Below are 23,836 nucleotides of genomic sequence, written 5' to 3' on the forward strand. Positions count from 1 at the left end.
GCCGATCGCATCAGCGCACTGGCCCTGCGCGGCTCGCCGGTGCCGAACCTGGCCGGGCTCGGGCAGTACCGCCTGGTATGGATGCGTGGCTATGGATACGAACGCTATCTGCCGAACCTGACCCACTTCAAGGAAATCGAGCGTCGGGGCGGTATCCTTTCGATGCTCGATCTCGAACACGCCGACTACTACATCGACGCGCGCACCGAGATCGACGATGTACTGCGCCAGAGCTCGACCCCCGATAAGTACCGCGTCACCTACCTGACCCAGCTCAAGCTGTACGTCGGCTTCGGCGACACGGCCCGGGGCGCGAGTTCGCCGCGCTGTTCGACGAGCGCATGGCGCGCCTGGTGCACAGCGGCGAACTGCGCGCCGTATTCGCCCACTGGGGTCAGCCCTATCCCTTCGACCCGGAACCGGAGAACACCCATGCGTCGCCTTGATCTGCTCTGCGCCGGCCTGCTGCTGGCGTACTGCGGCGCCCTCCACGCCGAACCCCAGGTGCAGGTGGTCGGCCTCTTCCCCAACGCCGCGGTGATCAGCGTCGACGGCCAGCGCAAGCTGGTGAAGGCCGGCCAGACCGGCCCCGGCGGCGTCGAGGTGGTCAGCGCCAGCAGCCGTGGCGCCGTGTTGCGCGTCGGCGGCATCGAGCGCACCTACGAACTGTCCCGCGAGTACAACCAGGCCGGCGCCAGCGCACCGCAGAAGACCCAGATGAGCATCGCCCGTGGCAATAACGGCCACTTCATGGTGGCCGGCGCCATCGAAGGCCATCCCGTGCAGTTCATGGTCGACACCGGTGCCTCCACCGTCGCCATGAGCGAGAACCAGGCGCGCATCCTCGGCATCGACTACCGCGTCACCGGCAAGCCGATGACCGCCAGCACCGCCTCCGGCACAGTGCGTGCCTGGCGGGTGGTCTTCGACCGGGTCAAGGTCGGGCCGCTGGAAGTGCTTGGCGTCGAAGGCGCCGTGGTCGAGGGCGACGCGCCCGTCGACGTGCTGCTGGGCATGAGCTTCCTCAACCGCGTGCGCTGGCGCGAGGACCAGGGCGTGCTGCTGCTGGAATCGAAGATCTAGGCGAGGTTCGGCGGGCCTCGCGGGCGCGATGGTCCTAGCGTTTCGATCCTTATCCCCAACTATTCAGTCTGACCGGCCGATTAATGCTGCTGATACAATGCCGGCCTTTCGAAACCCCAGGAGATCCGTGGTGTCCGTCGTCTTCGTCGCCGCCTCCCAACTGCCCACGCCCTTCGGCCTGTTCACCATGCACGGCTTCCTCGACCAGGCCAGCGGCAAGGAACACGTCGCCCTGACCATGGGCGAATTCGCCGACGGCGCCCCGGTGCTCGGCCGCCTGCATTCCGAATGCCTGACCGGCGACGCCCTGTTCAGCCTGCGCTGCGACTGCGGCTTCCAGCTCGAGGCCGCCCTGCGCGCCATCGCCGAGGAAGGCCGTGGCGTGCTGCTCTACCTGCGCCAGGAAGGCCGTGGCATCGGCCTCCTGAACAAGATCCGCGCCTACGAACTGCAGGACGGCGGCGCCGACACGGTCGAAGCCAACGAGCGCCTGGGCTTCGGTGCCGACCAGCGCGACTACGCCATCTGCCTGCCGATGCTCGACCACCTGGGCATCTCCGGCATCAAGCTGATGACCAACAACCCGCGCAAGGTGAAGGCCCTGGAGGGCTTCGGCATCCGCGTCGCCGAACGCGTGCCGCTGCAGACCGGCCTCAACCCGCACAACAGGAAGTACCTGGCGACCAAGGCCGGCAAGCTCGGCCACATGCTCGGCAGCCTGCACCAGGGTGAAGTCGAGCTATGACCCGCAACCAGGTGCGCCGCAAGCTGGGCCTGGAATGGTGGGCCTACCTCGCCATCGCCCTGGCCCCGCTGTTCGTGCTCAACCTGCTGTTCGGCTCCGGCGAGCCGGTGTTCCCCGCCCTGGAGATGCCGTTGTTCCTGGCGGCGATGATCTCCATGTTCATCAGCCTGCCGCTGTTCCGCGGCTACAAGCGCGCCCTGATCGCCACCGAGGAAGCCCTCGACAGCGAAGAAGAGCCCGCCGCCTGGATCGCCCTGGCCAGCGCCCGTCGCGTCGCCTTCCTCGGCGCCGGCCTGCCGGCCTGGATCGGTGCGGTGGCCGTGTTCGCCGGCCTCAACGCCGTGGCCCTGGTGCTGCTGGCCCTCGGCAGCGTGGTGATCTTCAGCCTCTACCGCATACCCCGCCAACTGGCCTGATGCGCGGCCTGCTCGGTGCTTTGCTGCTGTGCCTGGCCTTGTCGGCGACGGCGCAGCTGCGCATCGTCAGCCTCGCCCCCTCCCTGACCGAAATCATGCTCGAACTCGACGCCGGCGACCTGCTGGTGGGCGTGCTCGATGGCGGCGAGCGTCCGGCCTTGCTGGCCGACCTGCCCAGCGTCGGCCGCTACGGCCAGCTGGAGATCGAAAGCCTGCTGGCACTCGAGCCCGACCTCGTGCTGCTGTGGCCCGACAGCGTCGGTGCCGCCGGGCGTGAACAGCTGCGCCGCACCCCCATCGCACAGTTGCAGGTGGAACCGCGCGAACTCGACGAACTCGCCGGGCTGTTCGCCGAAGTCGGCGAGCGGGTAGGGCGAGCCGAACGCGGCCGGGAGCTCAGCCGGCGCTTCGCCGCCGGGCTCGCCGAGCTGCGCGGCACGTACCGCCGCGACGTGCCGCTGCCGGTGTTCTACCAGGTGTGGGACAAACCGCTGTACACCCTCGGCGGGCGGCAGATCGTCAGCGACGCCTTGCGCATCTGCGGCGCCGAGAACGTCTTCGCCGACCAGCGCCTGCCCGCGCCCCAGGTCAGCATCGAATCCGTCCTGCAGCGCCAGCCCCGCGTCATCCTCGTCAGCGAACCGGCCCAGGCCGCCGCCTGGCAGGCCTGGCCGCAGATCCCCGCCGTCGCCGCCGGCCAGGTGTGGCCGGTGCCCGACCGCGGCCTGGAGCGCCCCAGCTTCCAGATGCTCGACGCCACCCGGAAGCTCTGCGAGCGCCTCGCCAGCGCTCGTTGAGCGCCGCCCGACGCAGCCTACGAACGACGCCATCCGCAGCGAGCACCCAGCGGGCTGTAGGGTGGATGACGCTTCACCCATCCACCATGGGCAGGCAGGGATCGATGGGTTTGGCACCGAGGCTGGTCGGCACCTCGATGGCGGATGAAAAGAGCGTCACCCACCCTTGCATCGCCTGGCTTCAAAAGGAGCATCAACGTCCCGCCGACATCGCCACCGCCGCCGCGGCGGTGCGGGTTTCGACGCCCAGCTTCACGTAGACGTGCTCCAGGTGCTTGTTCACCGTGCGCGGGCTGAGGCCGAGGATGTCGCCGATGTCGCGGTTGGTCTTGCCGCAGGCCACCCAGTGCAGCACCTCCATTTCCCGGCCGGTGAGCTGGAAGCGCGAGGCCAGCGCCTCCTGGGTCTGCTCGTCGTCCAGGGCCGGGCGTGGCGCCGGGGCGTTGCGCACGGCCTGCAGGGCGCGGGCGGTGCGCAGGTGGGCGGCGACGCGGGCGAGCACCTCGTCGGGCTTGATCGGCTTGGTCACGTAGTCGATGCCGCCGGCAGCGAAGCCTTCCACCACGTGCTCGCTCTCGGTCAGCGCGGTCATGAACAGCACCGGGATGTCCGCCGTCTCGCCGCTGGCCTTGAGCCGGCGGCAGGTCTCGAAGCCGTCCATGCCCGGCATCATCGCGTCCAGCAGGATCACGTCCGGCTGGCTGCGCTGGGCACGCTCCAGGGCGCTGGCGCCGTCCAGCGCCACCAGCACCATGTAGCCGGCGGCGTCGAGGGCATCGCTGAGCAGGGCGAGGTTGTCCGGGGTGTCGTCGACGATCAGCACCACGGCGCTGTCACGGCTCGGGCTGTGCATGGTCTCCTCCTGTCTATTCGCGCGCCAGGTCGACGCGGGGGGTGGGGCTGCCGGCCGCTTTCAGCAGCGCATTGAACTCGTTGAGCTGGAAGCGCCGCGCGCGCTGGCGCAGGCCGGCGAGGAAGGCGGCGCTGCGAGGTTCCTCGCGCTCGATGGCGTCCAGGCGTTCGAGGATGCCCTTCACGTGGCCCAGCTCGCTCAGCTCGCGCAGCGCCTCCAGGGCGGCGGACGAGGGCCGCTCGCCGTCCCGTTCGGCGCGGGTGTCCTCGAGCGGGCGCTTGAGCCATTCCAGGCCCAGGTGCTCCTTGATCTTCTCCAGCAGGGCCGGGGTGTGCACCGGCTTGGCCAGGTAGTCGTTGCAGCCGGCCGCCACGCTGCGCTCGCGGTCGTCGGCGAAGGCGTTGGCGGAAATGACGATGATCGGCGCCCGCGATTGCACGTTGCGGCGGATCAGGCGGCTGGTCTCCCAGCCGTCCATGTGCGGCATCGACAGGTCCATGAGGATCAGGTCCGGGTGCAGCAGGGCCACCTGGCGCACCGCCTCCTGGCCATCGGCGGCCTGGACGATCTCGAAGCCCAGCGGCCCCAGCATGCCGGCCAGCACCCGGCGGTGCTCGATATGGTCGTCCACCAGCAGCACGCGGCGGCGCGCGCCCTGGTAGCCGATGATGTCGTGCTCGACATGCACCACCGCCTGCGGCACGCGCACCTCGGACAGGAACAGGCGCACCTGGAACGAGGTGCCCTGGCCCGGCCGGCTTTGCACGCGGATGTCGCCGCCCATCAGCGCGATGAGCATGCGGGTGATGGTCAGGCCGAGCCCGACGCCGTTGTCCTGGCGCAGCGGGTCGCCCCGTTCGAAGGGCTGGAAGATGCGCTCGATCTGGTCCGGCGCGATGCCGATGCCGGTGTCGATGATCTCGAAGGTGGCGGTCTCGCGCAGGTAGCTGACCCGCAGCCGCACCTCGCCGCTGTCGGTGAAGCGCACGGCATTGCCCAGCAGGTTGATGAGGATCTGGCGGATGCGCTTCTCGTCGCCGCGCACCACCACCGGCAGGCGCCCGCTGGGCTCGTAGCGGAAGGCCAGGCCCTTCTCCTCGGCCTGCGGGCTGAACATGTGCTGCAACTGCTGGAGGAATTCGGGGAAGGGGATCTCGCTCGGCTCCAGTTGCAGCTTGCCGGCCTCGATCTTGGCCACGTCGAGCAGCCCGTCGATCAGCGACAACAGGTGCGAGCCGCTGCGGAAGATGGTCGCCAGGGCCTCCTTGTGCGGCTCCGGGGTGAGGCCGTCGCGCTGCAGGATCTGGGTGTAGCCGAGGATGCTGTTGAGCGGCGTGCGCAACTCGTGGGAAAGCCCGGTGACGTAGCGGCTCTTCGCCGCGTTGGCCGCCTCCGAGGCTTCCTTGGCCTTCTGCAGCGCCTCGTCGGTCTTGCGGTGGGCCTCGATCTCCTGCATCAGCAGGGTGGTCTGGCGGTTCGACTCCTCCAGCGCCACATGGCGGCTCTCGCGGGTCAGCACCACCCACCAGGCGAGTATCGCGGCGAACAGCGAGAGGGTCAGGAAGGCCTTGAGGAAGGCCTGGTAGAGCGTTTGCGCGGCGTCCGCCGGGGCGTGTTCAAGGCCCTGGGAAACCTGGCTGTAGATCAGCGCCAGGGCGCAGAACAGCAGGATCACGATCACCGCCAGCACCCCCAGGTAATGGGCCAGGCGCGTGTGCAGGCGTGGCACCGAGGCGTTGGGCAGCAGCCAGCGCACCAGGTCGTCGAACTGCTCCGAGAGCCGCGCCCGGGGCTTGCAGGCATCGCCGCAGCGGGCGTCCAGCGAGCAGCACAGGGAGCAGATGGGCGCGCCGTAGGCCGGGCAGAAGGCGGTGTCCTCGCGCTCGAAATCGTTGCTGCACAGGGTGCAGGCGACCTTCTCCCGCAGCGGATGCAGCAGCGCCGGGTCGCTTTCCCGGGCGATGTAGTAGCGCCCGCCGGTGAGCCAGGCCAGCAGCGGCGCCACCGCCATCGCCGAGACCAGCGCCACCATGGGCGAGGCCGCCTGGGCGATGCTGCCGAGCAGCCCGGCATGGGCCAGCACCGAGAGCAGCGAGGCGATCAGCATGGCGCCGACGCCCACCGGGTTGATGTCGTAGAGGTGCGCGCGCTTGAACTCGATGTGGCGCGGCGACAGGCCCAGCGGCTTGTTGATCACCAGGTCCGCCACCAGGGCGCCGATCCAGGCGATGGCGATGTTGGCGTAGAGCCCCAGCACCTGCTCGATGGCCTCGAACACCCCCAGCTCCATCAGCATCAGCGCGATGGCCACGTTGAACACCAGCCAGACCACGCGGCCGGGGTGGCTGTGGGTGATGCGGGCGAAGAAGTTCGACCAGGCCAGGGAGCCGGCGTAGGCGTTGGTGACGTTGATCTTCACCTGGCTGACGATGACGAACAGCACCATCGCGCCGAGCGCCCACTGCGGCGAGGCGAACACGTAGTTGAAGGCCACCAGGTACATCTGCGTCGGCTCGGCGGCGCGATCCAGGGGGATCTCGTGCTGCAGGGCGAGGAAGGCGAGGAAGGCGCCGCCGAGCATCTTCAGCGCGCCGGGGATGATCCAGCCGGGGCCGGCCAGGAGCATCGCCGCCCACCAGCGCTTGCGGTTGGCGCGGGTCTTCTGTGGCAGGAAGCGCAGGTAGTCCACCTGCTCGCCGATCTGCGTCACCAGCGCCAGGGCCACGGTGCAGGCGGCGCCGAAGTGCAGCGGGTTGAAGACACCAGCCTCGCCGTCGCGCCCGGCGAAGCTGGCCAGGTCGCCGAGCGCCCCGGGATTCCTGGCGATGACGAAGACGTAGGGCAGCAACAGCAGCACCAGCCACACCGGCTGCGTCCACATCTGCAGGCGGTTGATCAGGGTGATGCCGAAGGCCACCAGGGGAATGATGATCACCGAGCAGATGACGTAGGCCAGCGCCAGCGGGATGCCGAAGTACAGCTCCAGGGCCAGCGCCATGATCGCCGCCTCCAGGGCGAAGAACAGGAAGGTGAAGCTGGCGTAGATCAGCGAGGTGATGGTCGAGCCGATGTAGCCGAAGCCGGCGCCCCGGGTGAGCAGGTCCATGTCCACGCCGTAGCGTGCGGCGTAGTAGCTGATGGGCAGGCCGGTGAGGAAGATCACCAGGCTCACCGCCAGCACCGCCCACAGGGTGTTGGTGAAGCCGTAGCTGATGGCCAGGGCGCCGCCGATGGCTTCCAGGGCGAGGAAGGACACGGCGCCGAGGGCGGTGTTGGCGATGCGCAGTTCCGACCATTTGCGGAAGGAGCGCGGCGTATAGCGCAGCGCGTAGTCCTCCAGCGTCTCGTCGGCGACCCAGCTGTTGTAGTCGCGGCGGATCTTGGCGATGCGTTGCGTACCGGTCTGTTGCACGGCGGCGCTCCTGGGCGGCGATGGGCGTGTGCAGCAACTTCCATGCCCCGCCCCGGCCCCGGGGGCGCACCGCTCTGGCACGGCCTTCCCGGGCGGTCGCGCGCGTCCTTGCGCCTGTCTGCGAGCGCAGCATGCCCCAAGCTGGCGCAGCGGCCACTACGTCAGATGACGTATGCCGCTACGTCAATGTGCGTATACCCCCGCCCCCTGGCCGAACGCATCCTTGCCCCGAACCGAGGCCGGTACCCGCAAGGCGAGCCGACCACGCCAACCACCAGAGGAGCAGGACCATGGATTCAAGCTTGATGACGGGTGCGAAACGCTTTCTTCCGCGCCGGCTGGCGCTGGGCGCCGCCGCGCTGTCGCTGATGGCCGCAGCGGTATTCGGCCAACTGGCGGTGGCCGCCGACGCCAACACCACCGGCCTGGCCGTGACCGACACCGAAGTGACCGTGGGCCAGCTGCACTCGGCCACCGGCACCATGGCCATCTCCGAGACCGGCTCGATCCAGGCCGAGCGCCTGGCCATCGAGCAGATCAACGCCTCCGGCGGCATCCTCGGGCGGCAGATCAAGATCATCCAGGAAGACGGCGCCTCCGACTGGCCGACCTTCGCCGAGAAGGCCAAGAAGCTGCTGGTGAACGACAAGGTCGCCACCGTCTTCGGCTGCTGGACCTCGGCCTCGCGCAAGGCCGTGCTGCCGGTGTTCGAGAAGGAGAACGGCCTGCTCTACTACCCGACCTTCTACGAAGGCCTGGAGCAGTCGAAGAACGTCATCTACACCGGCCAGGAGGCGACCCAGCAGATCCTCGCGGGCCTGGACTGGGTGGCCAAGGAGAAGGGCGCCAAGACCTTCTACCTGATCGGCTCGGACTACATCTGGCCGCGCACCTCGATGAAGATCGCCCGCAAGCACATCGAGAACGTGCTCGGCGGCAAGGTGGTGGGCGAGGAGTACTACCCGCTGGGCAACACCCAGTTCGGCTCGCTGATCAACAAGGTCAAGCTGAAGAAGCCCGACGTGGTCTTCGCCGCCGTGGTCGGGGGCTCCAACGTCGCCTTCTACAAGCAGATGAAGGCCGCCGGCGTCACCGCCGCCAAGCAGACCCTGCTGACCCTCTCGGTGACCGAGGATGAACTGCTCGGCATCGGTGGCGAGAACATGGCCGGCTTCTACGCCTCCATGAAGTACTTCCAGAGCCTGGACAACCCCAACAACAAGGCCTTCGTCGAAGCCTTCAAGGCCAAGTACGGCAAGGACGCGGTGATCGGCGACGTGACCCAGGCCGCCTACCTCGGCCCCTGGCTGTGGAAGGCCGCCGTGGAGAAGGCCGGCAGCTTCGATGTCGACAAGGTGGTCGCCGCCTCCCCGGGCATCGAGCTGACCACCGCGCCGGAAGGCTACGTGAAGGTCCACGACAACCACCACCTGTGGAGCAAGACCCGCATCGGCGAGGTCCAGGCCGACGGCCAGTTCAAGGTGGTCTACGAGTCCGGCCTGATCGAACCCAATCCCTTCCCCAAGGGGTATCAGTGAGCGGGGAGCTGCAAGCGGCAAGCTTCAAGCTGCAAGAGGCAAGCGAGAAGCAGCTTGAAGCCTGAAGGGCCCCCGGATACGGGGGCACGCCTCACCCTGAACCCAAACCCCGGCGGGCGGCGAAGGCCGTCGCCCGCTTCCGGAGAACCTTATGGAATGGCTATCTGAGTTCGGCGCCATTGCGGCCATGCAGGGCTTCAACGGGCTGTCGGTGTTCTGCGTCCTGCTGCTGATGGCCCTGGGGCTGGCGATCATCTTCGGCCAGATGGGCGTGATCAACATGGCCCACGGCGAGTTCCTCACCATCGGCGCCTACACCACCTACCTGCTGTCGGCACTGACCACCCACTACGCGCCGGCGATGCAGCCCTATTACTTCTTCTTCGCCATCGTGCTGTCGTTCTTCATCGCCGGGGCCATCGGCTGGCTGGTGGAGTGGGCGATGATCAGCAAGCTCTACCAGCGTCCGCTGGATACGCTGCTGGCCACCTGGGGCCTGTCCCTCGTGATGCAGCAGGCGTTCCGCTCGATCTTCGGCGCGCGCGAGGTCAGCGCCACCCTGCCGGAATGGCTGATGGGCTCGTTCAACCCCACCGAGAGCATCGACATCCCGCGCAACGGCCTGTTCGTCATGGGCCTCACGGTGCTGCTCACCGCCACGCTCTTCCTCATGCTCTACCGCTCGCGCTGGGGCCTGCAGGTGCGCGCCACCATGCTCAACCGGGTGATGAGCCGCGCGGTGGGCATCAACACCAAAAGGGTCGACCGCATGACCTTCGCCCTCGGCTGCGGTGTCGCCGGGGTGGCTGGCGCGGCCTTCACCACCATCGGCTCCACCGGCCCGACGGCCGGCTCGCTGTACATCGTCGACACCTTCCTGGTGGTGGTCTTCGGCGGCGCGCAGAGCCTGTTCGGCACCATCGCCTCGGCCTTCACCATCGCCCAGACGCAGTCCATCTCCGAGTTCTTCATGAGCGGCTCGATGGCCAAGGTGCTGACCCTGTCGGCGGTGATCCTGATCCTGATGCTGCGCCCCCAGGGGCTCTTCTCCATCAAAGTCCGTAAATGAGGGGCGGCAGATGAACGCAATCGACAAACTCCTCGGCGGGCGGCAGGGCACCATCGGCCTGCTGATCCTCGCCGCGCTGATCCTGGTGGTGTTCCCGCTGGTGCTGGATGCCTTCCGCCTGAACATGGTCGGCAAGTACCTCACCTACGCCTTCGTCGCCGTCGGCCTGGTGCTGTGCTGGGGCTACGGCGGCATCCTCAGCCTCGGCCAGGGGGTGTTCTTCGGCCTCGGCGGCTACTGCATGGCGATGTTCCTCAAGCTGGAGGCCTCCGACCCGGAGAGCACCAGGATCCAGTCCACCCCCGGCATCCCGGACTTCATGGACTGGAACCAGATCACCGAGCTGCCGCTGCTCTGGCAGCCCTTCCACAGCTTCGGCTTCACCCTCGTCGCGGTGCTGGCGGTGCCCATGCTGCTGGCGGCGGTGATCGGCCTGGCGATGTTCAAGCGGCGCGTGGGCGACGTGTACTTCTCCATCGTCACCCAGGCCATCGCGATGATCCTCACGGTGCTGATCATCGGCCAGCAGGGACTCACCGGCGGGGTCAACGGCATCACCGACCTGAAGACCCTGATGGGCTGGGACATCCGCACCGACGGCGCCAAGCTGATCCTCTACTTCATCAGCGCCTTCCTGCTGCTGGGCTGCATCGTCATCGGCAAGTTCATCCTCGCCTCCAAGCTCGGCCGCCTGCTCATGGCCATGCGCGACAAGGAGGAACGGGTGCGCTTCTCCGGCTACGACGTGGCCAGCTTCAAGATCTTCGTGTTCTGCGTGGCCGCCGGCTTCTCGGCCATAGGCGGGGCCATGTTCGCCCTGCAGGTGGGCTTCATGTCGCCGAGCTTCGTCGGCATCGTGCCGTCCATCGAGATGGTCATCTTCGCCGCCGTCGGCGGGCGCATGTCGCTGCTCGGCGCGGTGTACGGCGCGCTGCTGGTGAACTACGGCAAGACCTACTTCTCCGAGAGCTTCCCCGAGCTGTGGCTGTACCTGATGGGCGGCCTGTTCATCGCCGTGGTCATGTACTTCCCCAACGGCCTCGCCGGGCTCTGGCAGAGCCACGGCCGCCCGCGCCTGGAGCGCCTGCTGGCCAAGCGTGCCAAGGCGCCCGCAGCCCCTGTCGCCAAGCCTGCGGCGAGCGCCAGCCCGGCCCCGAGCCACACCCGTGAACTGGAGCGCACACCATGAGCCCGAGCGGATTCGAAAGCCCCAAGCCGGTGCTGGCCATCGAGGGCCTGACGGTGTCCTTCGACGGCTTCAAGGCGGTCAACGACCTCAACCTCTACCTGGACCGCAACGAGGTGCGGGTGGTGATCGGCCCCAACGGCGCCGGCAAGACCACGGTGCTCGACCTGATCTGCGGCAAGACCCGCGCCACCGCCGGCAGCATCCAGTTCGACGGCCGCGAACTGACCCGCATGCGCGAGTACGACATCGTCCGCGCCGGCGTCGGGCGCAAGTTCCAGAACCCCTCCATCTACGAGAACCTCACCGTGTTCGAGAACCTGGAGATGTCCTACCCGGCCGGGCGCAAGGTGCTCGGCGCGCTGTTCTTCAAGCGCAGTGCCGAGGTCATCGCCCGGGTCGAGGAGGTGGCCGGGGAAATCTTCCTCAGCGAGCACCTGCACCGCCAGGCCGACCTGCTCTCCCATGGGCAGAAGCAGTGGCTGGAGATCGGCATGCTGCTGATGCAGGACCCGGAGCTGCTGATGCTCGACGAGCCGGTGGCGGGCATGAGCGTCAGCGAGCGCGCGCAGACCGCCGAGCTGCTCAAGCGCATCAGCCAGGGGCGCTCGGTGCTGGTCATCGAGCACGACATGGAGTTCGTCAAGAGCATCGCCCACAAGGTCACCGTGCTGCACCAGGGCAAGGTCCTGGCCGAAGGCAGCATGGAGGCGGTGCAGAGCAACCCGAAGGTGATCGAGGTGTACCTGGGGCATTGAGCCCCGGGCCTCGCCATCAATCAGGAGTCCAGCATGTTCCAGATCAGCAAGCTCACCTCGGGCTACGGCCAGAGCCAGATCCTCCACGACCTCGACCTGAACGTGGCCAGGCAGGAGATCGTCGCCGTCATGGGGCGCAACGGCATGGGCAAGACCACCCTGTTCAAGAGCCTGATGGGCATCCTCCCGCAATGGGGCGGCGAGGTGCGCGTCGACGGCCAGGACGTGTCGGCCCTGGAGACCCACCAGCGCGTCGAGCGCGGCATCGCCTACGTGCCCCAGGGGCGGATGATCTTCTCCCACATGACGGTGCTGGAGAACATCCAGACCGGCCTGCCGGCCTCGGCCAACGGCCAGGTTCCGGACGATCTCTACGCCCTGTTCCCGGTGCTCCACGAAATGCGCGCGCGCAAGGGCGGCAACCTCTCCGGCGGCCAGCAGCAACAGCTGGCCATCGCCCGCGCCCTGGCCACCAACCCCAAGGTGCTGCTGCTGGACGAACCCACCGAGGGCATCCAGCCGTCGATCATCAAGGACATCGCCCGCAGCCTGAAGGAGATCCGCAACCTGCGCGACCTGACCATCGTCGTCTCCGAGCAGGTGCTGTCCTTCACCATGGAGATCGCCGACCGCTTCCTGGTGATCGAGAAGGGCCGCTTCGTGATCGAGGAAACCCGCGACCGGGTCGACGAGGCCACCATCAGCCGCTACCTCTCGGTGTAGTCCAGGGCACCCGTAGGATGGGTAGAGCGCAGCGAAACCCATCACCTGGCTCGTCGGATTCCAGCCCGGGAGTCCCCGCCACGCCGTCCCCGTGCCCGCGCACGGGCGACGGCTTTCGCGCGCCCGCCCGGCCGCTTCCCACCTACGTAATTCGACGTATTCCCGATCCCGGCCAGGCGGCCAAGACTAGCTCCCAGCGCGGCCCAGACCGCCCGTCCAACACCAGGAGCCAAGGAGCACCGTCATGACCGAAACGCTGATCAAGGTCGACCTCAACCAGGCCGCCACCGAGAACGAACAGATCCACAACCGCTGGCATCCCGACATCCCCATGGCCTGCTGGGTCAACCCGGGCGACGACTTCATCCTCGAGACCTACGACTGGACCGCCGGCGCGATCAAGAACGACGACGACGCCTCGGACGTGCGCGACGTCGACCTCTCCACCGTGCACTACCTCTCCGGCCCGGTGGGCGTGAAGGGCGCCGAGCCGGGCGACCTGCTGGTGGTGGACCTGCTGGACATCGGCGCCAAGCCAGATTCCCTGTGGGGCTTCAACGGCTTCTTCTCGCGGCAGAACGGCGGCGGCTTCCTCACCGACCACTTCCCCATGGCGCAGAAGGCCATCTGGGACTTCCACGGCATGTTCACCAGCTCCCGGCACATCCCCGGCGTGCAGTTCGCCGGGCTGATCCACCCCGGGCTGATCGGCTGCCTGCCGGACCACAAGATGCTCGCCGACTGGAACAGCCGCGAGCAGGCGCTGATCGACACCAACCCGACCCGCGTGCCGCCCCTGGCCAACCCGCCCATGGCGCCCACCGCGCACATGGGCAAGCTGCGCGGCGAGGCCCGCGACAAGGCGGCCATGACCGGCGCGCGCACCGTGCCGCCGCGCGAGCATGGCGGCAACTGCGACATCAAGGACCTGTCCCGCGGCTCGAAGATCTTCTTCCCGGTCTACGTCGACGGCGCCGGCCTCTCGGTGGGCGACCTGCACTTCAGCCAGGGCGACGGCGAGATCACCTTCTGCGGCGCCATCGAGATGGCCGGCTGGGTGCACATGAAGGTCGAGCTGATCAAGGGCGGCATGGCCAAGTACGGCATCAGGAACCCGGTGTTCAAGCCCAGCCCCATCGTGCCCAACTACAAGAACTACCTGATCTTCGAAGGCATCTCGGTGGACGAGTCCGGCAAGCAGCACTACCTGGACGTCAACATCGCCTACAAGCAGGCCTGCCTCAACGCCATCAACTACCTGACCAAGTTCGGCTACTCGCCCGCCCAGGGCTACGCGCTGCTCGGCTCGGCGCCGGTGCAGGGGCACATCAGCGGGGTGGTGGACATCCCCAACGCCTGCGCCACGCTGTGGCTGCCGACGGAAATCTTCGACTTCGACATCAACCCCAACGCCTCCGGCCCGACCCGCTTCCTCGATGGCAGCGTCGACCTGCCCATCGCGCCGGACAAGTGAGTTCCACCGCCCCGGCGGGAGGTTGCTCTGGACGGCGTACCTCCCGCCGGGACGGCGGACATCGAGCGAAGACGAGGAGCCCAGCATGCCCATCTACGAATACGACTGCGCCACCTGCGGCGACTTCACCGCCCTGCGCCCCATGGCCGAGCGCGAGGCCCCCTGCGCCTGCCCGCTGTGCGACGAGCCGGCGCCGAGGGTCATCCTCTCCGCGCCCGGCCTGGCCACCCTGGCCGGCAGCCAGCGCCGCGCCATCGCCGCCAACGAGCGCAGCGCCAACGCCCCGCAGACCGTCGAGGAGTACCGCGAGAACCGCAAGCACCCGAAAGGCTGCGGTTGCTGCACGCCGAACAAGCCCCTGGCACCGACCAGGGCCAACCCCCACGCGCTGAAGACCAAGCCCGGCGCGCGGCCCTGGATGATCAGCCACTGAACGGAAGGAGAAGCCCATGCGTCACGGTGACATTTCCAGCAGCCCGGATACCGTCGGCGTCGCCGTCGTCAACTACAGGATGCCGCGCCTGCACACCAAGGCCGAGGTGCTCGACAACGCCCGGCGCATCGCCGAGATGATCAAGGGCATGAAGCTCGGCCTGCCCGGCATGGACCTGGTGGTGTTCCCCGAGTACAGCACCATGGGGATCATGTACGACCACGACGAGATGATGGCCACCGCCGCCACCATCCCCGGCGAGGAGACGGCGATCTTCTCCGCCGCCTGCCGCGAGGCCGGGACCTGGGGCATCTTCTCCCTCACCGGCGAACGCCACGAGGAACACCCGCACAAGGCGCCCTACAACACCCTGGTGCTGATCGACGACCGTGGCGAGATCGTGCAGAAGTACCGCAAGTGCATCCCCTGGTGCCCCATCGAGGGCTGGTACCCGGGTGACCGCACCTACGTCAGCGAAGGGCCCAAGGGACTGAAGATCAGCCTGATCATCTGCGACGACGGCAACTACCCCGAGATCTGGCGCGACTGCGCGATGAAGGGCGCCGAGCTGATCGTGCGCTGCCAGGGCTACATGTACCCGGCCAAGGAACAGCAGGTGCTGATGGCCAAGACCATGGCCTGGGCCAACAACTGCTACGTGGCTGTGGCCAACGCCGCCGGATTCGATGGCGTCTACAGCTACTTCGGCCACTCCGCGATCATCGGCTTCGACGGCCGCACCCTGGGCGAATGCGGCGAAGAGGAGATGGGCATCCAGTACGCCCAGCTGTCGGTCTCGCAGATCCGCGACGCACGGGCCAACGACCAGTCGCAGAACCACCTGTTCAAGCTGCTGCACCGGGGCTACACCGGCGTCTACAACTCCGGCGATGGCGACCGTGGCGTGGCCGATTGCCCCTTCGAGTTCTACCGCACCTGGGTGCTGGATGCGGAGAAGGCCCGGGACGATGTGGAAAAGATCACCCGCCGCACCATCGGTGTCGCCGACTGCCCGGTGGGCGAGTTGCCCCACGGCGGGCGCGAGCAGGTCGCGGGCTAGCGCGACGGCGCTCCGTGAGCGGGGCGGCCCACCGACCGTGATTCCCTGAACCGAGGAGCCCGGATGCCCTTCGTCAACGACCTGATCGAGCACAACCGCGAGCACCTGGGGCGCGGCGAGGTGCCGGTGGCGCGCTTGCAGTCGCGCTTTCTCTTCGAGCCCGACACCGTCATGGCCCTCCTGCGCACGCGCATCGTCGGCCAGGACGCCGCGCTGGAGGCGGTGGAGGCCCTGCTCAAGGTGGTCAAGGCGGACATCGGCGACCGCGAGCGGCCCCTGGCGGTGAACCTGTTCATGGGCCCCACCGGCGTCGGCAAGACCGAGCTGGTGCGCCTGCTGGCGCTGGCCATCCACGGCCGCGCCGACGCCTTCTGCCGCATCGACATGCAGACCCTGGCCCAGGAACACTACGCCGCCGCGCTCACCGGCGCGCCGCCGGGCTACGTGGGCAGCAAGGAGGGCGCCACGCTGTTCGACGCCGAGGCCATCCAGGGCAGCTTCGGCCGCCCCGGCATCGTGCTCTTCGATGAGCTGGAGAAAGCCGGCAAGGAGGTGGTGCGCAGCCTGCTCGGCGTGCTGGAGAACGGCCAGCTGACCTTGAGCGCCGGCAGCCGGCGCATCGACTTCCGCAACAGCCTGATCTTCCTCACCAGCAATATCGGCGCCCAGGAGGCCTGGCAGTTCCGCGAGCGCTATTCGCGTGGCTGGCGGCGCCTGTTCGGGGTCTCCCCGCGCAATGAGGCGCGGGTGCTGGAGGCGGCGTTGCAACGCCACTTCGACCCGGAGTTCCTCAACCGGCTGGACCGCGTCGTCTGCTTCGAGCGCATCGGCGAGGACCACCTGGAGGCCTTGCTCGACATCGAACTGGCGCGCCTCAACCAGCGCCTGGCACGCCAGGGGCGGACGCTGGTGCTGGACGAGAGCGCCCGCGAGCTGCTTTGCCTCGGCCATGACCCGCGCTACGGCGCCCGTGACCTGGGGCGGCGCGTGCGGGTGCTGCTGGAGCCGGCGCTGGCCGAGTGCCTGCTGGCGTCCCCCGGCGCGACCCGCCTGGTGGCGGCGCGCCGGGAGGGCAGCCTGCGGGTGAGTGCGGGCGAGGCGGCCTGACTAGAACTGCGGCGACCACTTGAGGGTCATCACCACCTTGCGGCCTTCTTCCTGGAAGCCGGTGTTCTCCTCGATGGTCGGGTCGGGGATGTCCACGTCGTTGTCGACGTAAGGGACTCCGTCGCCGAAGGGGTTGGAGGAGAAGCTGGAGCCGCTGCCGTAGTACTTCTGCGAGTACTGCTTGTTGGCGATGTTCTCCACCCGCGTCTCCACCTTCAGGCCCTTGAGGAAGCCCCAGCCGGCGCGGATGTCGATGCGCCCGTAGCCCGGTGATTTCTGGGTATTGGCGGCGTCCACGTAGCGGCTGGAGACGCCCAGCCAGCTGAAGCCGAAGCTGTAGTCACCGAACTGCTTGTCCACGTCCAGGGCCAGGTTGCGCCGCGAGCGGCCAGGCAGGGTGTGGCCGGTGTCGCGGTCGCGCGGGTCGACCAGGCCCAGGTTGAGGCGGGTGGTCCAGCCCATGAAGTCCCGCGAGGCGCTGAGGTCCAGGCCATTGATGCGGGCCTTGCCGACGTTGCGCATCTCGTGGACGAAGACGGGGTCGAACTCCATCACGTCGGTGATCAGGTCTTGCACATCGGTGCGGTAGACGCCGAAGCTCCAGTCGGTGTCGTAGTGCGCACCGCGCAGCTGGGCTTCCCAGGTCTTGGAATGCTCGGGTTCGAGGTTCGGGTTGCCGCTGGGGAAGAACATGTCCGGCACATAGAGCTCGGTGAAGGTGGGTACGCGGAAGCCTTCGGCGTAGCTCAGCACCAGTTGGGTGTTCAGCGGCAGGTCGAAGTCCAGGGCAGCGTTGAGGCTGTCCTCGCTGCCGTATTGCTCGTTCTTGTCGTGGCGCCAGCCCAGCTCGGTGCCGAAGGGCGCGGCGCGGAAGCGATGCTGGGCGAACCAGGCCTGGTTGCGGCGCTCGGTTTCCTCGAAGGGCACGTTGGCGCGCAGGCGTTCCTCGTACCATTCGGCGCCCAGCAGCACCTGCTGGTGCTCGTCCAGGCGCAGGGTGTTCTGCCACTCCAGGGAGTCGCGGTAGGTGGCGTATTCCTCAAGGGCGGTGATGAAGTTGTAGACGGTGTCGAGGTGGCTCTTTTCCTCGGCGTGGCCGGCCTGCAGGCGGCTGGTCCAGCGCGGGTCGAGCTCCGCCTCCAGGTAGGCGGAGGTGCTGCTCAGGGTGAACTCGTCGGTGGGCTGGCCGGGGAACCAGACGGAGTCGCCGTCCATGTCGCTCTTGCCGCGCTGGTCGAGCACGTTGAGGCCGGTGCGCCACTGCTCGGTGATGCGGTGCTCCAGGCTCATGCTCAGGCCGCGGTTGCGGTAGGTGTCGTCGTCGGTGTTGGCGCCGTCGATGTCGTCGCTGCGATCCATGCGCAGCTCTTCGAGGCTGGCGTTGAGGTCGAAGCGGGTGCGTTCGTCACCGCCGGACAGGCCCACGCTGTTCTCGTTGGTGTCGCTGTCGCCGAGGCTGAAGTCGAAGCGCGGCTCCAGGCCGGCGCCCTCGCCACGGCGGGTGAAGACCTGGATGACGCCGCCCATCGCGCCCGAGCCGTACAGGCTGGAGCGCCCGCCCCGGGTGACCTCGACCCGCTCGATCTGCTCCATGCCCAGGTATTGCAGGCGTGGCAGGCCGTCCACCAGCGAGCCGATGCGCACGCCGTCGATCAGCACCAGCGTCTGGTTGGCATTGCTGCCGCGCAGGTAGAGGTTGGCAGAGCTGCCGCGCCCGCCGCTCTGCTCGACCGACATGCCCGGCACGCGGGCCAGCAGGTCCGGCACGCTCTTGACCTTCAGCCGGGAGATGTCCTTGCGGGTGAAGATGCTGGTGGCGGCGGTGGCCTGGGAGCGGGGCTCCAGCGCGTTGCCCGAAGTGGCCACCACATAGGGGCTCTTCAGCGCGTCGAGGCTGTCCAGGGGGATTTCTTCGGCTGCCGCGAGGCAGGGAGCCATGGCGATGGCCAGGGCCAGACGGGAACGCATGATCGATGTCTCCTCAAAAGATCCATGACTTTCGAGAAGGGCGGGACAAGAACGACTGCGCGACCGGTGATCGCCTGTGCTTGACGGTGCAGCCCCTCCGCAACACACGTCGTACGACGAGACACCGTTGCCACGCACCCCCGCACCGCGTCGACGACTCTCGGGCCGTTCGACGACATCCTGCACCTGGGGCCGGGAGCCGGCACCGCCTGTCGCGGGCTCCCCGTGGTGGGCTCGGCTGGTCGCTCTGCGGCGGCCTGGGACCGGGCCCGGGTGTCTCGGGCTAACAAGCGCCGCGCCCGGTGGCGCGGCGAAACACTTCTGGCAGTCTAGCCGGCGTTGCGATCCAGCAAGGCCAGGCGTTCGCGGATCGAGGCCTCGATGCCGCTGGCGTCCAGGCCGCACTCGGCGAGCATCTGCGCCGGCTTGGCGTGCTCGACGTAGTAATCCGGCAGGCCCAGGTGCAGCACGGGCAGCAGGATGTTCTCGCGGGCGAGGAACTCGCTGACGGCGGCGCCGGCACCACCCATCACGCTGTTCTCCTCGACCGTCACCAGCAGCGTGTGGCTGCCGGCCAGTTCACGCACCAGGGCCTCGTCCAGCGGCTTGACGAAGCGCATGTCGACCACGGTGGCGCCCAGCGTCTCGCCCACCTGCAGGGCCTCGGCCAGCTGCACGCCGAAGGCGAGGATGGCGACGCGGGCACCCTGGCGGCGAACCACGGCCTTGCCGATCTCCACCGGCACCAGCTCCTTGTCGATGCTGGCGTTGGGGCCGCTGCCGCGCGGGTAGCGCACCGCCGCCGGGCCCGGGAAGTGGTGCCCGGTGGTCAGCAGCAGACGCAGTTCGTTCTCGTCGCTCGGGGTCATCACCAGCATGCCGGGGATGCAGCGCAGGTAGGAGAGGTCGAAGCTGCCCGCGTGGGTCGGGCCGTCCTCGCCCACCAGGCCGGCGCGGTCGATGGCGAACAGCACGTCGAGGTTCTGCACCGCGACATCGTGGATCAGCTGGTCATAACCGCGCTGGAGGAAGGTGGAGTAGATCGCCACCACCGGCTTGGCGCCGTCGCAGGCCATGCCGGCCGCCAGGGTCACGGCGTGCTGCTCGGCGATGGCGACGTCGAAGTAGCGATCGGGGAAGCGCTCGGCGAAGGCCACCAGGTCCGAGCCTTCCTTCATCGCCGGGGTGATGCCCACCAGGCGCGGGTCCTGGGACGCCATGTCGCACAGCCACTGGCCGAAGACGTTGGAGTACTTGGGCCCGGAGGCTTTCTTCGGCGCGGCCGGCGCGTTGATCGGCTCCAGCTTGGTGATGGCGTGGTAGCCGATGGGGTCGGCCTCGGCCGGGGCGAAGCCCTTGCCCTTCTTGGTCACCACGTGGAGGAACTGCGGGCCCTTGAGGTCGCGCATGTTGCGCAGGGTGGCGACCAGGGTGGGCAGGTCGTGGCCGTCGATGGGGCCGATGTAGTTCCAGCCGAGTTCCTCGAACAGGGTGCCGGGAACCAGCATGCCCTTGGCGTACTCCTCGGTGCGGCGGGCGATCTCCCAGGCGCCGGGCAGGCGCGAGAGCACCTTCTTGCTGCCCTCGCGCATGCTCGCGTAGGTGCGGCTGGAGAGGATCTTGGCCAGGTAGTTGGACAGGCCCCCGACGTTGCGCGAGATCGACATGTCGTTGTCGTTGAGGATCACCAGCATGTCGGCCTGCACGTCGGAGGCGTGGTTCAGCGCCTCGAAGGCCATGCCGGCGGTGAGCGCGCCGTCGCCGATCACGGCGATGGACTTGCGCCCCGAGCCCTGCATGCGGGCGGCGATGGCCATGCCCAGCGCGGCGCTGATGGAGGTGCTGGAGTGGCCGACGCCGAAGGTGTCGTACTCGCTCTCGCTGCGGCGCGGGAAGGCGGCGACGCCGTCCTTCTGGCGCAGGCTGCTCATCTGCTCGCGGCGACCGGTGAGGATCTTGTGCGGGTAGGCCTGGTGGCCCACGTCCCAGACCAGCCGGTCATCGGGCGTATCGAAGACGTAGTGCAGGGCGATGGTCAGCTCGACCACGCCCAGACCGGCGCCGAAATGCCCGCCGGTCTGGCCGACGGTATAGAGCAGGTACTGGCGCAGTTCGTCGGCCAGGGTTTCCAGCTCGGCTTCGCCCAGCCGGCGCAGCTCGTCCGGCGTCGTCGCGCGGTCGAGCAGGGGCGTGAGCGGGCGCTCGCGGGGAATCTCGTGGAACGTCGTGGGCATCAGGCTAGTCGTTATGGGTGCAAAAAGATGCGGCAGTTTACCTGATGCCGCTTTGCCTGCCCAAGACATGGTGTCGGATGCCGTTGCGGCCCGGCAGGGTCGCCCACCAGAAGGCCAGGGCGAGCAGGCTGAGCGCCCCGCCGGCCAGGCACACGCCGTGCCAGCCGGCCCGGGCATGGAGGTAGGTGGCGGCGGACCCGCCGAGGGCGCTGCCGGCGGCGTAGAACAGCATGTAGAGGCTGATCAGGCGGGCGTGGGCGGGGTTGCCGCCGCCCAGCACCAGGCTCTGGTTGAGCACGTGCAGCGCCTGGCCGGCGGCGTCCAGCAGGAGGATGCCGAGCAGCAGCGCCCAGAGCGATTGCCCGGTGAAGGCCAGCGGCACCCAGGCCAGCGCCAGCAGCGCCAGGGCCAGGCCGCTGGCACGCTGCGCCTGGCCGCAATCGGCCCAGCGCCCGGCGCGTGCCGCCGCCAGCGCGCCCACCGCCCCGACCAGGCCGAAGGCGCCGATGGCCCCGGGGCTCAGCGACAGGGGCGGAGCGCTCAGCGGCATCACCAGCGCGGCCCAGAACAGGTTGAACACCGTGAACAGCAGCAGGGCCAGCACGCCGCGCACCTGCAGCACGCGGTCCTCGCGCAGCAGCACGAACATCGAGCGCAGCAGCGCCGGGTAGCCCAGGCCGGCGTCGCTGCGCAGCGCCGGCAGGCACCGCCAGAGCACCGGCAGCAACGCCGCCATCAGCAGCGCCGAGAGCAGGTACACCGCGCGCCAGCCGCCCAGGTCCGCCATCGCCCCGGACAGGCTGCGCGCCAGCAGCAGGCCGACCACCACGCCACCCTGCACCGTCCCCAGTACGCGCCCGCGCTCCGCATCGCCGGCCAGGCTGGCGGCGAAGGCCAAGAGGCCCTGGGTCATGGCCGTGCCGAGCAGGCCGAGGCCGAGCATGCCCAGCAGGATCAGCCACGGCTGGCGGGCGAGGGCGACCAGCAGCAGCGAGCCGACCAGCAGGAGCAACTGCGCGGCCATCAGCCGGCGCCGCTCCAGCAGGTCGCCCAGCGGCACCAGCACGAGGAGGGCCAGGGCGCTGCCCGCCTGGGTCACGCTGATCACCCCGCCGATGGCGGCACGGCTGATGCCCAGGTCGCTGGCCATCGCATCCAGCAGCGGGTGGGCGTAGTAGACATTGGCGACGCTGAGGCCGCAGGCGACGGCCAGCAGCCAGACCCGGGCTGGTGACAGGGAACCTTTGGTGGGCATGGTGCGATCCTTCTGGTTTCAAAATGAAACCATTTGAAGGCTAATGGCGGTGGTTTTAAACTGCAACCAGTTTTCGCGATGGGGAGAGGAGTGATGAACCACGACGCAACCGTCGAGCACTGCCCGGTGGCCCGGGCGCTGGAGCTCGTGGGTGACCGCTGGTCACTGATGATCGTGCGCGACCTGTTCGACGGCCTGCAGCGCTTCGGCGAGTTGCAGAAGAGCCTCGGCGTGGCCAAGAACATCCTCAGCGACCGCCTGCGCCGGCTGGTGGCCGAGGGCATCCTGTGCATCGAGCCGGCCGCCGACGGCAGCGCCTACCAGGCCTACGCCCTGACGCCCAAGGGGCGCGACCTGTTCACCCTGATCGTCAGCCTGCGCCAATGGGGCGAGGTGCATTGCTTCGCCCCCGGCGAGGTGCACTCCGAACTGCTCGATCCCGCTGGCCAGCCCCTGGCGCGGCTGGAAGTCCGCGACGCCAATGGCCGCCCCGTCAGCGCCGCCGACACCCGCGTGCACAAGGTCGAGGTCGCGGCGGGTTGACCGAGCAGCAGGACGTGGGAGCGAATTAATTGGCTCTGTTGGCGTTAAGTGTTGCTAGCAGATTTGTAGCCCGGTTGATTGCCGAGTTTTGCTGATGGTTTCTGTTTCGCCTTGCCGGGCGAGTCACTTTTCTCAATCGCCAGAAAAGTAACCAAAAGCGCTTGCCCCTCCATACGGGTCTGGCTGAAGCCAGACTTCCCTCGCTCCATCATCATTTCAGGGGCACGGCGTAACGGGCCATCCATGGCCCGGTACGCCTTTCGCGACATCCATGTCGCTCAACCCCTGAAACGACGATTGCGCTCGGCCTCCTGAAAGGGGCGTTTGGCGGCTGCTCCAACGTCGAGGCTCACGACTTCACATTGATGTGCGCATCACCACCGGGTGAACGCCGCGGCTGGCGGTTTTCGTAGGATGGTGTAGAGCGAAGCGAAACCCATGCTGGGGGCGGCACCCTGCCCGGGTGTTTCAGAGCCCCCGGTAGCGCGGCACCTTTTCCCACTGCATCCACAGCTCGCCTTGCCAATCCAGCAGCACCAGGCAGCGGGACTGCCAGTCGAGCATCACCCGCCGTGGCTGCAGGCGGGCGCTGATGTACTGGTCGCGCAGGGTGGGGATCACGTCGCGGGCAAGCCATTCCTCCAGGTGCCGGAGCTCGGGGTGGCCGAAGCGGAGCATGGCCTGGTACAGGCCCCCTTCGCTGACGAGCTGGACCTCCTCTTCGCTGCCCGTGGCGTAGGCGAAGCGGGCCTTGCGAACCTGATAGGGACGCAGGCGACGGTGCAGCGCCTGGGGATGGTGCAGCCCCAGCAGGCGGGCGAAGTCGTAGGCACAGAACCAGGGTTGGTCGTCGATCATCACGCCGCGCAGCGGGCGGCCGTGGCGGTGGAAGAAGGTGGGGGTGAGTGCGTCATGCATGATGTGTAACTCCCGTAGTTGGTCAGGGAGCTGCCGGCTTCGTCGTCATTCGAAGGGGTGGCAGACCGCAACGGGGTTGACGAACCGGATCATGCACCGGCAGACCGCTAAGGTCTCCCCGCGCGGTCTGCCATAGAGGGCGTGCAGTTTAAGAAACTGCACGCTAGACCGGTGCCACGGGAAGCGTCCGTCGTTTCCCGCCGGCACCGTAGGCATAGCGCGCGCATGATTCAGGTCGTCAAACCCGGCCGCGGGATTGACCGC

General features: G+C 68.2%; 21 protein-coding genes. 14 read left to right on the forward strand and 7 right to left on the reverse strand.

Annotated features, from left to right (window positions below; all coding sequences use genetic code 11):
- The first annotated feature begins 432 nt into the window (after nucleotides 1-432).
- From PHLH3_RS03770 to PHLH3_RS03785, 4 genes are all read left to right on the forward strand, one after another.
- Nucleotides 433-1,083, forward strand: coding sequence for a TIGR02281 family clan AA aspartic protease (locus PHLH3_RS03770; RefSeq protein ID WP_213628250.1), 651 nt, complete (start codon nucleotides 433-435; stop codon nucleotides 1,081-1,083).
- A gap of 130 nt (nucleotides 1,084-1,213) precedes the next feature.
- Nucleotides 1,214-1,828: a GTP cyclohydrolase II gene (gene ribA / locus PHLH3_RS03775; RefSeq protein WP_111260683.1), complete on the forward strand. Its 615-nt coding sequence runs from the start codon at nucleotides 1,214-1,216 to the stop codon at nucleotides 1,826-1,828.
- Nucleotides 1,825-2,244 (forward strand): MFS transporter, encoded by a 420-nt coding sequence (locus tag PHLH3_RS03780; protein WP_173178878.1) that lies wholly within the window; start codon nucleotides 1,825-1,827, stop codon nucleotides 2,242-2,244. The genes ribA and PHLH3_RS03780 overlap by 4 nt, the downstream gene beginning before the upstream one ends.
- Nucleotides 2,244-3,041 carry a cobalamin-binding protein gene (locus PHLH3_RS03785; protein ID WP_213628251.1) on the forward strand — a complete coding sequence of 266 codons (798 nt, stop codon included), beginning with the start codon at nucleotides 2,244-2,246 and terminating at the stop codon, nucleotides 3,039-3,041. Before PHLH3_RS03780 ends, PHLH3_RS03785 begins: the two co-directional genes overlap by 1 nt.
- Nucleotides 3,042-3,234: 193 nt before the next feature.
- Here the strand turns inward: PHLH3_RS03785 and PHLH3_RS03790 are convergent, their stop codons facing one another.
- Entirely contained in the window at nucleotides 3,235-3,894 is a 660-nt protein-coding gene (locus PHLH3_RS03790; protein ID WP_213628252.1) for a response regulator, read from the reverse strand.
- A gap of 13 nt (nucleotides 3,895-3,907) precedes the next feature.
- Nucleotides 3,908-7,306 carry an ATP-binding protein gene (locus PHLH3_RS03795; RefSeq protein ID WP_213628253.1) on the reverse strand — a complete coding sequence of 1,133 codons (3,399 nt, stop codon included), beginning with the start codon at nucleotides 7,304-7,306 and terminating at the stop codon, nucleotides 3,908-3,910.
- Nucleotides 7,307-7,596: 290 nt separating this feature from the next.
- Between PHLH3_RS03795 and urtA the strand changes: the two genes are divergently transcribed.
- The 9 genes from urtA (at nucleotide 7,597) to PHLH3_RS03840 (ending at nucleotide 16,654) form a co-directional block, all read left to right on the forward strand.
- Nucleotides 7,597-8,844 (forward strand): urea ABC transporter substrate-binding protein, encoded by a 1,248-nt coding sequence (urtA, locus tag PHLH3_RS03800; protein ID WP_031287761.1) that lies wholly within the window; start codon nucleotides 7,597-7,599, stop codon nucleotides 8,842-8,844.
- 151 nt (nucleotides 8,845-8,995) lie between these two features.
- Nucleotides 8,996-9,913 (forward strand): urea ABC transporter permease subunit UrtB, encoded by a 918-nt coding sequence (gene urtB / locus PHLH3_RS03805; protein ID WP_111260688.1) that lies wholly within the window; start codon nucleotides 8,996-8,998, stop codon nucleotides 9,911-9,913.
- 10 nt (nucleotides 9,914-9,923) lie between these two features.
- Nucleotides 9,924-11,102 carry an urea ABC transporter permease subunit UrtC gene (gene urtC / locus PHLH3_RS03810; RefSeq protein ID WP_213628254.1) on the forward strand — a complete coding sequence of 393 codons (1,179 nt, stop codon included), beginning with the start codon at nucleotides 9,924-9,926 and terminating at the stop codon, nucleotides 11,100-11,102.
- A complete protein-coding gene (gene urtD, locus PHLH3_RS03815) occupies nucleotides 11,099-11,857 on the forward strand; it encodes an urea ABC transporter ATP-binding protein UrtD (RefSeq protein WP_173178883.1) in 759 nt (252 codons plus the stop codon). Before urtC ends, urtD begins: the two co-directional genes overlap by 4 nt.
- Nucleotides 11,858-11,890: 33 nt before the next feature.
- Nucleotides 11,891-12,580, forward strand: coding sequence for an urea ABC transporter ATP-binding subunit UrtE (urtE, locus tag PHLH3_RS03820; RefSeq protein WP_173178884.1), 690 nt, complete (start codon nucleotides 11,891-11,893; stop codon nucleotides 12,578-12,580).
- Nucleotides 12,581-12,824: 244 nt separating this feature from the next.
- Nucleotides 12,825-14,054, forward strand: coding sequence for a formamidase (fmdA, locus tag PHLH3_RS03825; RefSeq protein ID WP_213628255.1), 1,230 nt, complete (start codon nucleotides 12,825-12,827; stop codon nucleotides 14,052-14,054).
- Between the two features lie 85 nt (nucleotides 14,055-14,139).
- Entirely contained in the window at nucleotides 14,140-14,487 is a 348-nt protein-coding gene (locus PHLH3_RS03830; RefSeq protein WP_213628256.1) for a zinc ribbon domain-containing protein, read from the forward strand.
- Nucleotides 14,488-14,503: 16 nt separating this feature from the next.
- Nucleotides 14,504-15,547 (forward strand): aliphatic amidase, encoded by a 1,044-nt coding sequence (locus tag PHLH3_RS03835; protein WP_213628257.1) that lies wholly within the window; start codon nucleotides 14,504-14,506, stop codon nucleotides 15,545-15,547.
- A gap of 63 nt (nucleotides 15,548-15,610) precedes the next feature.
- Nucleotides 15,611-16,654, forward strand: a complete 1,044-nt coding sequence (locus PHLH3_RS03840; protein ID WP_213628258.1) for an AAA family ATPase — start codon at nucleotides 15,611-15,613, stop codon at nucleotides 16,652-16,654.
- Here PHLH3_RS03840 and PHLH3_RS03845 read toward each other — a convergent pair whose 3' ends face one another.
- From PHLH3_RS03845 to PHLH3_RS03855, 3 genes are all read right to left on the reverse strand, one after another.
- Nucleotides 16,655-18,622: a TonB-dependent receptor gene (locus PHLH3_RS03845; protein ID WP_213628259.1), complete on the reverse strand. Its 1,968-nt coding sequence runs from the start codon at nucleotides 18,620-18,622 to the stop codon at nucleotides 16,655-16,657.
- 329 nt (nucleotides 18,623-18,951) lie between these two features.
- The gene (gene dxs / locus PHLH3_RS03850) at nucleotides 18,952-20,856 is read right to left on the reverse strand and encodes a 1-deoxy-D-xylulose-5-phosphate synthase (protein ID WP_213628260.1); all 1,905 of its coding nucleotides are present in this window, start codon (nucleotides 20,854-20,856) and stop codon (nucleotides 18,952-18,954) included.
- 37 nt (nucleotides 20,857-20,893) lie between these two features.
- Complete coding sequence (locus PHLH3_RS03855) at nucleotides 20,894-22,111, reverse strand: MFS transporter (RefSeq protein WP_213628261.1); 1,218 nt, start codon at nucleotides 22,109-22,111, stop codon at nucleotides 20,894-20,896.
- Between the two features lie 93 nt (nucleotides 22,112-22,204).
- Between PHLH3_RS03855 and PHLH3_RS03860 the strand changes: the two genes are divergently transcribed.
- Nucleotides 22,205-22,654, forward strand: coding sequence for a helix-turn-helix domain-containing protein (locus PHLH3_RS03860; protein WP_213628262.1), 450 nt, complete (start codon nucleotides 22,205-22,207; stop codon nucleotides 22,652-22,654).
- A 44-nt stretch (nucleotides 22,655-22,698) separates the two neighbouring features.
- Here the strand turns inward: PHLH3_RS03860 and PHLH3_RS03865 are convergent, their stop codons facing one another.
- A complete protein-coding gene (locus PHLH3_RS03865; RefSeq protein WP_213628263.1) occupies nucleotides 22,699-22,899 on the reverse strand; it encodes a hypothetical protein in 201 nt (66 codons plus the stop codon).
- A gap of 223 nt (nucleotides 22,900-23,122) precedes the next feature.
- The gene (locus tag PHLH3_RS03870; protein WP_213628264.1) at nucleotides 23,123-23,572 is read right to left on the reverse strand and encodes a BRO family protein; all 450 of its coding nucleotides are present in this window, start codon (nucleotides 23,570-23,572) and stop codon (nucleotides 23,123-23,125) included.
- Nucleotides 23,573-23,836 lie beyond the last annotated feature (264 nt).

This window comes from Pseudomonas sp. Pc102, from assembly GCF_018408275.1.
Classification (GTDB): domain Bacteria; phylum Pseudomonadota; class Gammaproteobacteria; order Pseudomonadales; family Pseudomonadaceae; genus Metapseudomonas; species Metapseudomonas tohonis.